A 15,349-nucleotide genomic window follows, 5' to 3' on the forward strand; every position below is an offset into this window, starting at 1 on the left:
GGTTATTAGAATGTTAGAGACGTAAAATTCTCTTATGTTTTATTAATATCCTGGATTTTGAGATAGGCTAGGATTACGATCCAGAGCCGAATCTGAAAATGGCCATATCAACATATGCATATTATTAGAGAAAGATTTACCATCAGATTTATTATAAATAGTGGCTGATGCAATATCTACCCATTTTAAAGACATATCACTTTGAAGCTGAGGGTACAAATGGTTACGGCGAATGTCATCCCAAACTTTTAGTTCTAATGGGAATTCATGTAAGCGCTCAGTTAATACATCATCAATAGTAATTGTTGCTGGTAATGAATACTTACTGCTCAAAACACCATTAACAGTGAATGCACGTTTTTTTACAATTTCCAGATGAGCTTTAGCTTTAGCTTGATCAGGTGATGTTTGTTTTAGATATGCCTCAGCTGCGATCAAATGCATTTCAGACAAACGGAATACCGGAAAGTTTAGACTAGAACCTACAGTATTTACCATTGCGTAATCTTCGAACCAAAACCAGTTGTCATATTGATCGCAGTCGTAAGTTAAGCCTTCTGCTGAAGTATATGTCTGAAAGAAGAAATTCTTTTCCATGATACGAACATCACCATCTACATAACTTTTGATAACAGCATCTTCAGCATGATACATATTTGCTAGTACACTTGTTTTGAATACATTCGTTTTACCGTCGGCTTTTTTCCATGAGGTTGCAGCATTCGTCATACAGGCATTGATGTATCCGTTTCCACGATCCAGGAGTTGTTCATATTCGATAGCATATATGATCTCTTTGGATGATTTGCTGTTTTTAATCTTATTGAATGCACTTTTTTGAGCAGCTCCATTATCATCACTGGCTTCAAGGTCATGCCCTGCACCACCAGAGATAACTGCTTCTGCCATTGCTGCTGCTTCTGCATATTTAGCTGTATTCTGTAATGGATATCCGGCCCATTGCAAATATACTGTAGCTAATAATGCCTGTGCTGCAGGCTTTGTTATACGGCATTTGTTTGCATAAAACGTAGTATTAGGTAAAGCCTTGATTGCCTCCTGAAGATCTTTCTCTATCTGAGTATATACTTCGGTAATCGAAGCTCGAGGCTTATTAATTACTGTTGGATCTGCTGTTTCTATAGGCTCTAAGATTAGAGGAACTCCTCCATTACCTCCGTCTTTGGCTTCCCCATCTTTACACCCGAATTCTTTCAACAAGAAATAATAAGACCATGCGCGGAAGAAATAAGCTTGAGCTAGAAATTCATCTTTCTGAGTTTCTGTGATTATGCCTTTTGCTACCATTCCTGGTATACGTGCAATTAATACATTACAACGTCCGATACATACATAAGGCTCACGATAAAGTTCATTTACTTCTCCAACACTTTGAAATGTAATATTCAAATCTCTAACTCGTCCTGATATATTTCCGTCACCTTTTTGATCTGTAAATAAACCGGAAAGGAGACCACTATACATAAGGCGGGTTGGTTGCCAACCATTTTCGCGACCACCATAAAGATATGGTACTCCCCCGTAATAGATCATGTTTACTGCGGCCTGAGCATCAGCAGCAGAAGTCCAAAATGTTCCATCTGTCTTTTGATTTAGAGGCTCTTCATCAAGAAATCCAGAGCATGATGAAACTGTTAGTGCTAGTGCAATTATACCCACAAGAGGCTTTTGCATTAAATTTTTTATCTTTTTCATGAAGCTAATTTTTTAATATTAGAATGTTATACTTGCTCCCAATGTAAATGTACGAGCTTTTGGATAGGCAAAGAACATTACGTTTTGTCCCCATTGTGACGTACCTTTAGAAGAGGATTCAGGATCATATCCTTTAAATTCATCAGAGCACAATAAGAATACATTATTTGCAGTACCATACACTCGTAATCCTTTAAGACCAAGTTTAGCTGCTACAGACTTATCTAATGTATAACCTAACTGTATTAGACTCAAACGTAAATATGAACCATCAGCTAACCACGAAGAGTTGAAGTTCTGATCAGTGTAGCTATCACCATACTGACGGTTGAAAATCATCTGTACTTTTGTATTCTTGTTTTCTGGAGACCAAGCATCAGTTAAGATAGTAGAAAGACCTGATGTTAAAAAACGAGATTGAGTAGAGTGTAAGAAATCTTGTAAAACATCTACACCTAATGTAAATTGGAAATCGACAGTTAAATCAAAGTTCTTATAGTTGAATGTATTGGTAAAGCTACCGGTCCAATCAGGCAATCCTTTGCCTAAGATAGTTCTTTCAGTAGCAATAATACTACGTCCGATATTGTCTCCCGAATCGCTTATGCCTAGCCATTCATAACCGCCAAAAGAAGATAAAGACTCACCTACTTTTAGTGTTCCCCAGTTATTCCATATTGTTTCATTATTCAATCCGATTTTTTCTACTTTATTCTTATTATAGTTCACATTCAATGTACTACTCCATGAAATATCGTTACTTCTAATCGGATAAGCTGTTACCATTAGGTCAAGACCTTGATTTGATACTTCTCCAATATTTGCAGTCATAGTAGAGAATCCTGTAGAATATGGTAATGGCCGATCATATAATAAATCACTTGTATATTTGTGATAATAAGATACATCAAATACCAAACGATCTTTGAATAAACCTAGGTTGATACCAGCATCAAATTGAGCTGTTTTTTCCCATTTTAGATCTTTGTTTGCAAGTCTGCTTAAATAAGCAGTAGTAACTTTTTCTCCACCAATTACTGTAGTTCCTTGTCCAATAGTAGCCAATGAGTTATACACGCCTATTTCGCTATTTCCTAATATACCATAACTTGAATGCAACTTCAGCATACTAATTATGCTATTATCTTTTAAGAAATCTTCGTTAGAAGCCAACCAACCTAACCCTAAAGAAGGGAAAAATGCATATTTATTATTCTTACCAAACTTTGATGATCCATCATAACGAGCTGTCACGGTTGCCATATATTTGTCTTTCATAGTATAGCCTGCACGTAAGAAATAAGAGTTCATAGCCCAGCGCTCATGACCTGAAGTTACTGATGAAGGCTTAGTTCCCGCGCCCATATTGTGATAGTCATAGAAATCATCAGCAAAAGTTTTAGCATTCGCTGTAAAATATTCGTACTCATTTTCTGTCCAAGATAAACCAGCCATTGCATTGATACGGTGATCTCCGAATACCTTTTTGTATGTTAGGTATGTCTCTTCTTGCCAATACAGATTATGGGAATTACTTTGATAAGCATTACCCTGATCTCCTTTACCAAAGTCATGTACGTCGCGAGGTCCGTATTCACGATTTGTGTTTTGATTGTTACTTACTCCAAGTTGAGTTAATAAATCCAAACCTGGCATAAGATGGAACGTGAAGGCAGCATTTCCAAATATGTGCGTACGATATTGTTTGCGAATTACGGATTTAAGGAAGTGAACAGGGTTTGCTCCATCTTCAGCAGAAAATAGTCGTTCTTGATATTCGTTCGTTACTGTTGCCGGATTGTCTAGGTATTTCACTACAGGTTTGAAAGATGCTGAATTGTTATCAGCCCATGATCCATCAGGATTCTTAATAGGATACCATGCCGGCATTTCTATCATCGTACGAAGTGCGTTTTGCCCTCCGTCTCCGTGGTCTGCATTATTACCCCATGAATGGTTTACCATCAAATTGATGCCAGTAGTTAACCATTTTGTAGGATTAGCATCAAATGTCATTTTTGCGTTTACACGCTTCATGTATGAGTTAAGTAAAAGACCTTGTTGATCGGTAAAGTTTAAGAAAGCACCTACAGATGATTTTTTAGTTGATTGTTGGATACTCAACTGATGATTGTGAGAAACAGCTGTACGTGTAGCTTCTTTTTGCCAATCGGTATTATATAATGCTTTACCATTTGAGTCAAAATAACGGGAGTCGGTAAAATGGTCTGCCATATTCAATGAATAAGCCGTACCTTTATATGTATTAGCGTTTTTCAAGCCAATCATAAAGGCTTCTTGCCATTGAGATGCACTCAATGTTTCCATGTAACGTGATACATTAGCGAAGCTTACAGATCCATCATATCTTAGTGTTGTTCCTTCAGTTCCCATATCTCCACGTCTTGTAGTTACGAGTATTACCCCATTAGCTCCACGTGCTCCATATATGGCAGCCGAAGACGCATCCTTCAATACTTCAATATTTTCTATGTCATTTGGATTAAGCCTATTGAATGCATCAGCTTCCATAACTACACCGTCTACTACAAACAATGGATTTGTATTAGCTTTGATGGTACTTACCCCACGGATAATTATACGAGAAACAGCACCTGGTTGTCCGGAGTTACTGAAGATATTCACACCTGATGCTTTCCCTTTTAGTCCATCAAGGGCGTTGAATGTTTGCGCTTTAACTATGTCCGATCCTTTGGCGCTTGCAATAGATCCGGTTACATCCGATTTACGCATTGTACCGTAACCTACTACTACTACTTCTTCCAAGGCTTTAGCATCTTCTACTAAGATGACATTAATATTTGTTTTTCCTCCTACAACGATTTCTTGTGTATGGAATCCTATAAAAGAAAATACAAGAGTAGAATTAGAGTTTGGTACAGTGATAGTATATGCACCGTCCAGATCAGATATTGTTCCTGTTGTAGTACCTTTTACAACAATGCTTACGCCGCTTAATGGCTCGCCGGTTTCATCTTTTATTGTGCCTTTCACAGTGATGTTACTCTGTTCAATGCTTTTGCTTTCATTTGCATCCTTTACGGCTGCAGGAGCTGAAGCAGATGAGTACTGAAAGATCATGAGAGAAAGAAATAGAAAAAGTGCCTTTCTGACATAATCCTTGTAGTAACTTTTAGAAGTATTACTTGCAGATTTTTTTCTCATAATATGATTTTTATTAAGTTAACTTGTAATTAGTTATTTGAGACATTTGTCTCTGTTTTGAATTTAAAATGAGTTGGTTTTAATGAATGTTACATAAATTCTAGGTTTTAGAGGTTAATATTATAGGGAGTGTAATGTATTTTCCTTTGTCTTGATATACCTGAAAGTTGTTTTATAAACCTTTTACCTATCTGTAAGTCTTTAAAATTTCTAGGTTGATAATCGATGTTTTATGTCTTTCTGTTTTCGATGGGCAATTCTTATTTCGTATAATGTCTCTAAGAATCCCTCTGAGCTATTTTTATGTTTATTTCAATAAGGAACATGCAATGTTAATATTTATGTATGTTTATTTCTTTATCTTAAAAGCTGAAAAAGGTATCCTTATTTACATGGTGTAAATAAGGATACCTTTTTGGTTTTTTAGGATACTATTCAGCCTGTCTTGTTATTTTTGCTGCCTGTATTCCTTAGGGGTCATATTGTATTTTTTTGAGAACTCTCTATAGAAGTAGGATTTGTTATTTATCCCCACCTTATATATAATTTCTTGAATAGTTAGGTTTGTTGTGATTAATAATTTCGCCGCACAAGTAAATCTGTAATCTTTTATAAAATCACTCGGTGTAAGTGATGTAATTTTCTTGAATCTTCTGTACAGATTTCGTGTATTTGTACCAAGCTTTTCTGCTATTAACTCCGGTCTAAGGTTCTCCTCTTCGATATTACTGTCTATTATCGAAATAACGGACTCCATAAACTCTTTATCTTCCTGATGTATTACTTGTCCATCCGAATACTCAAGTGCACTTTCGGGTGAATAGTAATAGTCTTTTAGTTTTTTCTTCGTATTTAGGAGACGATTTATCACAGAGCGTAAAAAGAGTGGAGAGAATGGTTTTGTAAGATATGCATCTGCCCCAACATCTAGTCCTTCAGATTGATCTGCGTCACTAATCTTTGCTGAAATGATAACCAAAGGAATGTGTCTGGTTATTTTGTCCGATTTTATTTGGTTTATCAGTTCCAGCCCACTCACTTCAGGCATCATGATATCAGTGATGATCAGTTCTGGCATTTGGCTTTCTATTTGTTTAAGTGCTTCGTTTGCATTGTTAGCTCCTTTGATAATATATTCGTCTGATAAAATATCATTGATGAGCCATATTATATCCTCATTGTCATCTACAACGAGTATTATCGGTTTAGAACCCTTGCCTGAATTGTCATCCGGTAGAACATTTACAGGTCCTTGAAGAGTAGCAACAGGTACTTCTTTTAGTTCCAGTTGAGGTAGCTCCACAATAAATTCCGCATATCTATTTACTTCACTTTCTACTTTTATGCTTCCTTGTAATAGTTCAACAAGGCTTTGGCAAATAGACAGCCCTATTCCATTCCGTGACGATGTACGAGAGTATTGGTTGTCACTCCCTATTTCTTCAAGGATGCTATAGCGATCAAATATAATCGGAATTTTAGAAGCCTCAATTCCCTTCCCAGTGTTGTATACTTTTAGGGTTAAGGTATCGTTGTCTGTCATTAAGGTAACTTTGACTTCTCCACCTTCTTTTGTATATTTAAATGCATTGGATACAAGGTTGGTGTATATTCTATTGAAACATATTATATCTGTATTCCAAAGCAGCTTATCTGACACTTTCAGGTTGAATCGTATTTTATTTTGCTCGGCAATAGAAAAGAATGACTCAGACTGTTTCCTTATTTGTTCGGCAACAGGAGCATTTTTTATTATATGGAGGTTGTATTTGGATTCTTCTAATTTTCTGAAATCGAGTATTTCTTGGATAAGCTCGTTCAGATTGTCGACATTGTTACGTAAGATCTCGATATACTTATGAAAGTTATTATCCATATTTGGGGTTTTCTCTATACGATCGGTCACTCCATTTATAAGAGTTAGCGGAGTACAAAACTCATGAGTAACATTTGTGAAGAAGTCTAGTTTAGCTTCTATCAACTTCTCTTTTTGTTCTTCTTCTATTTTATTCGCTAGTTGTATTTGCTTGTTTATTATTTTTTTGCGAATCATATAAATGATATATGCGCAAACAAGTAAGAATAAGCATGCATATCCAACTATTGCCCATGTGGTGAAATACCAAGGGGGTAATTTTTTTATATGGAGGGTGTAGAATCTTTCATCGGAATTGAACACATCGTTCTTATATCTAACTTTCAAAACATACTCTCCCGAAGGCAGATTGGTGAATGTTATCTCATTTGACTTTTGTAAATCTGTCCATTCATTATTGTAATCTTCCAGCATATAAGAATATTCGTAGTTTTCTCCATCGATATAGTCTACCGCTATAAATGAGAGCGTAAAGGCTGCAACATTAGCAGGGATTTCGAGATACTTAGTGCTGTTGTTAATGTAATTTGACAAAGGACGATCTTCTCCTGATATTTTTAATCCAAAGAAATAAAGATCAGGTCTATAGCTATTCTCAAAACTATATCCCGGCTCTAGCCATGTAAGTCCGTTTATGCCACCAAAGAAAAGTCGCCCTGTATATGGGCAATGCCAGTAGGCATCATCAGAAAATTCAAAGACTCTTAGATCAGGAAATGTATAGTTGTGGAAAAAGTCGTTATGTGGATTATACTTAGCCAGTCCTTTATTTGTACTTAGCCATATGCAGCCTTCTTTATCTTCCAGTATTCCGTGTATCATATCATTTATAATGCCACTTTTTCTGTCAAATTGCTTGATTGTATGATTTCCGTTTTTGAAAAACTGCATTTGAGTTAGGCCTGAACTTGCTCCGAAATAAAACACAGAGTCTTTACTCTGATAAACACTTAATACATCACCAATAGCAGTACTTTCGGCTTTATTGATCGGAATAAATTCGTATTGTTTGTTCGTGATGTTAAACCGAGTTACTCCATAACCACCTCTATTCCCTATAAATAATGTTGATTTTCCGTCATAAGTCATAGAGTGGAACTCGTTACATGTCTTATCGTTTTTCTTCGGAAAGAAGGCATTTATCGATTTAACTTCAACTGTTGGAGCCTGATTGTCAACAACAACTTCCAATAAACCATTTCCGGCCGTGGCCATCCATAATGTGGAATCATTTACTTCACATATTGAATGAACTTTACCTATTGTGTTCGGAGTCTTATTTATCGCTGTCTTTATTTTATTGTCTTTATATGAGTAATAAGAAAGTCCCGGGCCTTCTGTCCCTAACCAGATTATGTCTTTCTTTTTGCTTCGTAAAAAACAGAATACAAGGTTGCTGACTAGTCCTTCGGTTGTTGTGTAATGGATTATTTCCGATGATGGAATTTTTAAATTATTCAACTTATTGTAATTCTTAATCAGAAAAATACCGTCACCTTTTGTGCCTACCCAAAGATTGTTGTGTTCGTCGGTATATATCGAACGAACAGGTTTTTGGCTGTCGAATGGCAAATGTTCGAGCAGTATATTCCCAAACATATCGTGATTCTGATAGAACATTTCTACACCTTTGCCATCTGTTCCAAGCCATAGTATATCTTGTTTATTATCTTTTAATAAGCAAAAAACACCTATCCCGCTAGTTATAACTTCCGGCCTATAGTGGTCTTCTATATTCAATTTTACTACGCCATTGTTTTTAAACGCGATATATACGTCATATTTGAACGATGTTATTCTTGCTATACCGCCATTTTTGGCTGTGAGTTGCGATATGTCTGATAATACTATTTTTTTTGAAGCAATTATGTCATATAGGTACAGCTTTTGATCTTTATCAACGAAGTAAATCTTATTGTTCTCATAAGATGCATAATCTATATTTTTATCATGCATTGTTATTTCATGAGTCTTTAGTTTTATATCCGAATCTTGCTTCTTAGAATATTCAATATTCAGAAGTTTCCCATTGTTTGTAATCAGATAAAGTTTATCATTCTTAGTAAAGAAAATATCTTTTATACTTTCAGTGTCAGCCTCAGGGAGATGGATATCTTGGAATCTTTTCAAGTCGGAAGATGATGAATAATAGGAAATATATCCTCGTTTGCATATAACCCATGTATTGCCTTGACTATCTGCCGCTAAAAGCTTCGCTTCGGGACATTCGGGGTGAGACTCTGTTACTCGCCTGTCTTTTAACGAGAATCTGTTAAGTCCAAGAAAAGTTGATATCCACAAATGGTCAGCATCTGCTTGCGAAATTTTATGTATGATATTGCTGCAAAGTGAATATTCGTTGTCTAGTTCGAACCGATACACATAAAGGTTTTTTCCATTGTATAGATTAAGGCCATCATATGTACCAAACCACATATATCCATTTTGATCTTGGTACATACATAATACAGCGTTATTTGACAGGTCAAGGTTTCCGACTCTGTGAGCCCCATATGCAGCATATGAACTCAGAATTGAAAATACAGATAACCAGCAAATAAGAACTAAGGTGGTTGATTGTTTCATTCTCGAATTGTATGGTGGTTTTAGTGCATTACACGAATAACAAAGTATCCATGAATATGTTTCTTCATGAGTTAGAGGAACTAAATTATCTTATAGTTATATAGCCTAACAGAGTATTTGAAGAACAAAGAATTTAGAGCATTTAATTTTACAAAAATAAGAGATAATATTGTAAAAATATAGTTAAATCGTTCGAGATTTAAACTTTTATAATATTCTGAATATAAAAACGGTTGACATAAAACCCCTTAATTGTATTGTAGTAATATTAACTCGGTATTCATTTGATTGTGCATGCATTCCTGATATAAATAATTCCAATGTTTTTCTTCAGTATTTATTTTACACGTTAGGCCTAAAGATTTTCTAAATATAATAAAATCTTTAAAATAGAAGGCTATCAAATAAAAAGTTTTTAATATATATATCGATATACCCTTGTGTGTTTTTAATGTCCTCGTTAAGTAATATTCTGTTCAAGAATAAAAATAAATCTAACGAGGTCTATGATACTATTAATCTTCGTTATATAACCTTGTATTATATATTGATTTCAAGCCCGTCGTACGACAAGTATACATTTGGAGGCAATATGGCTTGTACCTTATCATGTAATCCCATTTGGTGAGACATGTGTGTCAGATAAGCTTTTTTAGGAGATATTTTCTTTATCTCTTCCAAAGCTTCTATTAGATTTAAATGAGATATATGCTTGTCGATACGTAGAGAACTAATAACTAAAGTATCCAAGTTTTTTAATTTATAATATTCTTCTTCACCTATATGCTTTACATCAGTGAGATAAGCGAAGTTGTTGATTCGGTAACCTAAAATAGGCAGCATGTGGTGCATGATGTTTATAGGTTGTATATCAATATCCCCTATACAAAAAGGCCCTTCATGACTCACTTCGTGAAGCCTGAACGTGGGAACTCCGGGGTAGCGATGCTCCCTGAAAGAGTAGGGAATTCTTCTTTTTAGTGCATCTAAGGTAATGGTGTTTGAGTATATATCTACATCGTCGAATCTACAGAAAGGACGTAAATCATCTAATCCGCCCACATGATCATAATGTTCGTGGGTGAGTAATACTCCATGAATGTGCGAAAATTCCTCATGTATAATTTGCTCCCGGAAATCAGGACCACAATCGATAAGAATTCGCTTATCACCTATATTCAATAAAACAGACGCTCGCAGGCGTCTGTCTTTTATGTTATTAGAGGTGCATACCTCACATTTGCAGCCAATTTCAGGGACTCCTGTGGATGTTCCTGTTCCTAAGAACTTTATCTTCATCCTTATCAAATATCTTTGTTTACATTATTTTCGTAGAATCCATAAATCTGTTAATGGTATTCTGTATGTTTTCAATAATTGTGCAGAAGACTTTCGTGCATTATACTGTTCTTCCACGGTCTTTATTTTATTCAAAGCTTCCTGTTCCGAGTCATACGTTCCGATAATAACATAATATATACCGGAAGTGTTTTTTACTACGATTAAAGACTCTTTCGCCCCTAACGTTTTTTTTAGATGTTCTGATCCGTTATATTTATTCGTTAGTGAAGCTATTACTACACTATATTTTTTAAGCTTTGCTTTATCTTCTTTATTTAAGTAAGATAATTCTTCCGTTTTGAGTATTTTCTTGTCTGTATCGAGTAAGTGCGCAAAAAAAACTGAGCTTTCAGGTTCTCCAACCGATGTCTCGCTTGTTTGTCCTCCTTGCGATTGAGAATTAGCGGGTGATGTTATTGGTACTACAACAGAGGTCTTTTTCGGACAATCAGGACATTGATCGATAAGAGCCTGTCTGCGTTTTGCAGCTTCCAGATATACATCTCCATTTGCATATTCCGAATCATCATGATTTACTTTATAATGTTCATAGGTAGCTTTTACCTGAGCCATATAAGCCGATTCGGCCGTATAGTTTATTGATTCGCTACTGCTTTTCGTTTCTTTACCCGAAGTATTTTTGCTTTCTTCGATTAAGAAGCTTTCTCCTTTCATCTGATTGTTTGCCTCCCTATAAAATTTAGCAATAGATTTTTCCTGTGATCCACAAGAGGATACAAACATAATAATTGATAGTAGTAAAGTTGTGTAGATTATCTTCATTCTTAGATGTTTGTTTAGTAAAACGATATCGATATTACTATGCAAAGATATAAAAAAAGACGTTTAATTAATACACTAAAAGTTAAAAGTAAAGGTGTTTAGATGGCATTTGCTTTAGCTATGGACATAAAAAAAGGAGAGCAGTTAGGCTCTCCTTTTATATTCGTTTAATATTCTCGCTGTAATATCCACCAATCATTGAATGGAATTCCGTATTTGCTTTTTAGAGCAGACACATCTCCCATTGCATGGTATTTTTCGAGGATTTCATTCTTTTTAGCTACAGCTTGTTCCTTTGAGTCGTAACTTGCTATAATAACACGGTACATTCCCTGATCGTTGCGAACCAATATTATATTGTAACCGTCGTTTCCAAATCTTTCTTTCAAAGATTCAGCTCCGGGTTTCATTGCCATTGCAGCAACAACTACACTGTAAGCTTTCAACCCATTAGCATCACTTTCGTATACCGGGGTAACTTTTTCTTTTCTAACGGTTTCGCTACTGTAGCTAGGAGTCGTAGTCGCTGGTTTCGAAACAGGAGTTGAAGATACTGAGTTCTCTTCCATTTCTCTTTCTTTCGCAGCTTCATATACCGACTTATATGCACTTTGTTTAGGTTTACAAGATCCAAATGCAATAAGGAAAGCCAGAGCTAATCCAATTCCAATTAATTTTTTATTCATATCCTTTATTTTAATATGTTAGATTTAGCATTTGACGCAAAATTAATACATTACCATTTAGTATAACGATTTTTTGTGGCAAATAGTATGATTTTCACTTTAATTAATAAATTCAAAACCTGTATATGGCACCAATACTTTCGGTATGCGAATACCTGCATCGGTTTGATTGTTTTCTAACAATGCTGCAACAATGCGGGGTAAAGCTAATGCGCTGCCGTTCAGAGTATGAGCCAGCTGTATCTTTTTGTCTGCATCCCGATAGCGACATTTCAGACGATTTGCCTGATAGCTTTCGAAATTGGATACCGAACTTACTTCGAGCCAACGTTTTTGTGCTGCCGAGAATACCTCAAAGTCAAATGTAAGGGCAGAAGTGAAACTCATATCTCCTCCACATAGACGAAGTATGCGCCAAGGCAATTCAAGTTCATCAACGAGTGACTGAACATGCGCAACCATTTCCTTCAAAGAGTCGTAAGAGTGCTCAGGTTTGTCGATACGAACAATTTCAACTTTGTCGAACTGGTGTAAACGATTCAATCCTCGAACGTCTTTTCCATACGAACCTGCCTCGCGACGGAAACAAGCAGAATATGCCGTATTCATAATCGGCAGATCTTTTTCTTCGAGAATAACGTCACGATATATATTTGTTACAGGAACTTCGGCTGTAGGTATCAGATACAAATCATCCAACGTCGCATGATACATTTGTCCTTCCTTATCCGGCAACTGACCTGTACCATAACCCGAAGCAGCATTTACGACATAAGGTGGCTGTACTTCCAGATATCCGGATTCACGAGCTTTGTCAAGGAAATAGTTTATTAATGCACGTTGCAGGCGTGCTCCTTTTCCTTTATATACCGGAAATCCTGCCCCTGTAATCTTTACGCCAAGTTCAAAATCGATAAGATCATATTTTTTAGCCAAGTCCCAATGTGGAAGTGCATCTTCTCCCAGTTCAGGTATAATACCTCCGGTTTTTTCTACAACATTGTCTTCGGCTACTCTTCCTTCAGGAACCTCGTCCGATGGAAGGTTAGGAATAAGAACAAGCAATTCTTGTAGATCTTGTTCTGCTTGGCGAAGTGTATCTTCGAGAACTTTACTTTGTCCTTTTATTTCAGCTACCCTGTTTTTTGCAATTTCAGCTTCGGCCTTATTGCCTTCTTTCATTAGTTGTCCTATGTGTTTCGATAGATTATTGGATTCTGACAAACAAGAATCTAAAGAGGTTTGTGTTCTCTTTCTTGTCTGGTCTATTTCCAATACCTTTTCGATTATTTCTTTTGCATCGAAATGTTTTTTAGCCAGCTTTTTAATCACTAGCTCAGGATTCTCACTAATTGTTTTCAGCGTTAACATAAGTCTGATTTTTGTTTATGTTGCAAAGTTATAAATATTTTAAGAAAATGTTATTTATATACCTATACAAGTTTTATTTGTTTTAGGAAGTAACAAAAGACGATAACGACCTTTATAAAAAAGAGACAGGTCGAAATAGACTTGTCTCTCTGTTTTGACGATTATCAACAATCTTATTTTATTTCAGAGTTTTGGTCTTTGCCTGCTTTCCAAACTCGATATTTAATCTCATAACCTTTCGGAGCGTATACCACTATAGGTAGTTTGCTATTGTATCTCACAATAAGAGATTGACTTGATACAAATCTGTTTTCGTTCGGCTTATTACATGCCATCATTGTAGAGGCTGTTTTTCCATCCGATGTGAATTCGTAATAAGTATATCCCCATCCCTGTAAATCTTTTTCTTCCAATTTACCCATCAGCGTATGCACATTGCAATCCACGCTCATTACTTTTCCGGGAACTATTTCTATCTTGAATTTAGATTCATCCGACTTTTTGCTTAGATAAATTACATGTCTCACCATTCCTTCTTTTGCTGCCGGATAGGGTTCTAGCATTTTGGCTCTTTCTTGTTTGCTTTGTGCATTTGCTACCGAAGCAAAAGATAAGCACAGACTCATCATAAGCAGTGTTAACGCTGCGAGTGTAGTTCGTTTCATCATGTTATTGTTTTAATTGTTTATATTTAATTTGTTTCTAATATTGTTTTGCAATTATTATGACTAAGTAAAAAGATAAAGGTTTAAGATACTTGTTTGGTGTTAAATCTTTACTTTTATATTCGAATATAACAAGTGCCTGTAGTAAAGGTTCATATCCGATTCTTTTGTTTGCAAGTTTTTATCTTTCGTTTGTCGGGAAATAGAATTCGTTCATCGATTATTACTTGTTTATATATGCCGGTCGGATTAATTTTACATCATAACATTAAATAAGTTTATTATGAGACGAAATTTAGAAGATAGACATTTTTTTAAAAGAGCTAGAAGAGATAAATCAAATAAAGACGGTATCGGTTTTGCCGTTTTGCTAATTCTAGTCGGAGGCTTTTTCTTATTCTTTAATATGGGAATTCTTCCCGATGTATTAAGACCAATATTTATATCGTGGCAGATGTTATTGATCGGAGTTGGGGTATGGTCTCTTGTTGTAAAACGAAAACTAGGACAGGGACTTTTGGCAATTGGTTTTGGATTATTTTTTATCTATCCCAAATTGAGTTTTGCATTTCCTGCTATTTTCATTGATCTTGATATCGATTTCAGAACATACTGGCCAATAATACCGATAACAGTGGGTACAGTTTTAGTATTAAACTGGTTGAGATCTTCTGATAATAAAAAAGGTGAGCGATGGAACAAAGTATATAATGCAGAGACTGATGAGTGGCACGAGTCTGCTCAGGCAATACATAATAAATCTGATTTTTTCGAAAAGAATATGATTTTCGGAGGCTCTGAGCAGATCATATTATCTCAAAACTTTAAAGGAGGAGAAGCGAATGTAATTTTCGGGGAGTTGATCTTAGATTTGCGTAAGGCTCAGTTGGGTGAAAATATAGCATACTTAGAGTTGAATGCGATATTTGGCAGCTTGGTTGTATATATCCCGTCAGAATGGACATTAAAGGTGGATAGTTCTACTGTTTTAGGTGCTTTCCAAGATAGACGTTTGTATAAAGACGAATCTTTGGAGAATGAAAATGGCGCACGGGTTATAATGGAGGCAAATAGTATATTTGGCAATATAGAAATCCGAAATTAAACAGATAGCCGTTAGGATGAAGAGTCGCTTGATA

At 35.6% G+C, this 15,349-nt stretch carries 9 protein-coding genes; 1 reads left to right on the forward strand and 8 read right to left on the reverse strand.

Annotation, left to right across the window (positions count from 1 at the left end; all coding sequences use genetic code 11):
* Window positions 1–42: 42 nt before the first annotated feature.
* The 8 genes from BGO84_RS11430 to eco all read right to left on the reverse strand — a co-directional run bounded on the left by BGO84_RS11430 (window position 43) and on the right by eco (window position 14,213).
* On the reverse strand, window positions 43–1,716 hold the full coding sequence (locus BGO84_RS11430; RefSeq protein WP_291029316.1) for a RagB/SusD family nutrient uptake outer membrane protein: 1,674 nt from the start codon (window positions 1,714–1,716) through the stop codon (window positions 43–45).
* 18 nt (window positions 1,717–1,734) lie between these two features.
* Window positions 1,735–4,902, reverse strand: coding sequence for a TonB-dependent receptor (locus tag BGO84_RS11435; protein WP_283686201.1), 3,168 nt, complete (start codon window positions 4,900–4,902; stop codon window positions 1,735–1,737).
* Between the two features lie 448 nt (window positions 4,903–5,350).
* Window positions 5,351–9,364 carry a two-component regulator propeller domain-containing protein gene (locus BGO84_RS11440; protein WP_291029318.1) on the reverse strand — a complete coding sequence of 1,338 codons (4,014 nt, stop codon included), beginning with the start codon at window positions 9,362–9,364 and terminating at the stop codon, window positions 5,351–5,353.
* A 540-nt stretch (window positions 9,365–9,904) separates the two neighbouring features.
* Window positions 9,905–10,663 (reverse strand): MBL fold metallo-hydrolase, encoded by a 759-nt coding sequence (locus BGO84_RS11445; protein ID WP_291029320.1) that lies wholly within the window; start codon window positions 10,661–10,663, stop codon window positions 9,905–9,907.
* 24 nt (window positions 10,664–10,687) lie between these two features.
* Entirely contained in the window at window positions 10,688–11,488 is an 801-nt protein-coding gene (locus tag BGO84_RS11450; RefSeq protein ID WP_291029322.1) for a hypothetical protein, read from the reverse strand.
* A gap of 167 nt (window positions 11,489–11,655) precedes the next feature.
* Entirely contained in the window at window positions 11,656–12,174 is a 519-nt protein-coding gene (locus tag BGO84_RS11455) for an SPOR domain-containing protein (protein WP_135103720.1), read from the reverse strand.
* Between the two features lie 99 nt (window positions 12,175–12,273).
* Window positions 12,274–13,545, reverse strand: a complete 1,272-nt coding sequence (serS, locus tag BGO84_RS11460; RefSeq protein WP_291029324.1) for a serine--tRNA ligase — start codon at window positions 13,543–13,545, stop codon at window positions 12,274–12,276.
* Window positions 13,546–13,718: 173 nt separating this feature from the next.
* On the reverse strand, window positions 13,719–14,213 hold the full coding sequence (gene eco / locus BGO84_RS11465; RefSeq protein ID WP_291029326.1) for a serine protease inhibitor ecotin: 495 nt from the start codon (window positions 14,211–14,213) through the stop codon (window positions 13,719–13,721).
* A 280-nt stretch (window positions 14,214–14,493) separates the two neighbouring features.
* Between eco and BGO84_RS11470 the strand changes: the two genes are divergently transcribed.
* Window positions 14,494–15,315, forward strand: a complete 822-nt coding sequence (locus BGO84_RS11470) for a LiaF domain-containing protein (RefSeq protein WP_291029328.1) — start codon at window positions 14,494–14,496, stop codon at window positions 15,313–15,315.
* The last annotated feature ends 34 nt before the right edge of the window (window positions 15,316–15,349 follow it).

The organism is Dysgonomonas sp. 37-18 (genome assembly GCF_001899125.1).
In the GTDB taxonomy this organism is placed as follows: domain Bacteria; phylum Bacteroidota; class Bacteroidia; order Bacteroidales; family Dysgonomonadaceae; genus Dysgonomonas.

Coding starts and splice junctions, on each gene's coding strand:
- BGO84_RS11470 (WP_291029328.1), top strand. CDS start 14,494: ATGAGACGAAATTTAGAAGATAGACATTTTTTTAAAAGAGCTAGAAGA.
- eco (WP_291029326.1), bottom strand. CDS start 14,213: ATGATGAAACGAACTACACTCGCAGCGTTAACACTGCTTATGATGAGT.
- BGO84_RS11435 (WP_283686201.1), bottom strand. CDS start 4,902: ATGAGAAAAAAATCTGCAAGTAATACTTCTAAAAGTTACTACAAGGAT.
- BGO84_RS11430 (WP_291029316.1), bottom strand. CDS start 1,716: ATGAAAAAGATAAAAAATTTAATGCAAAAGCCTCTTGTGGGTATAATT.
- BGO84_RS11455 (WP_135103720.1), bottom strand. CDS start 12,174: ATGAATAAAAAATTAATTGGAATTGGATTAGCTCTGGCTTTCCTTATT.
- serS (WP_291029324.1), bottom strand. CDS start 13,545: ATGTTAACGCTGAAAACAATTAGTGAGAATCCTGAGCTAGTGATTAAA.
- BGO84_RS11450 (WP_291029322.1), bottom strand. CDS start 11,488: ATGAAGATAATCTACACAACTTTACTACTATCAATTATTATGTTTGTA.
- BGO84_RS11445 (WP_291029320.1), bottom strand. CDS start 10,663: ATGAAGATAAAGTTCTTAGGAACAGGAACATCCACAGGAGTCCCTGAA.
- BGO84_RS11440 (WP_291029318.1), bottom strand. CDS start 9,364: ATGAAACAATCAACCACCTTAGTTCTTATTTGCTGGTTATCTGTATTT.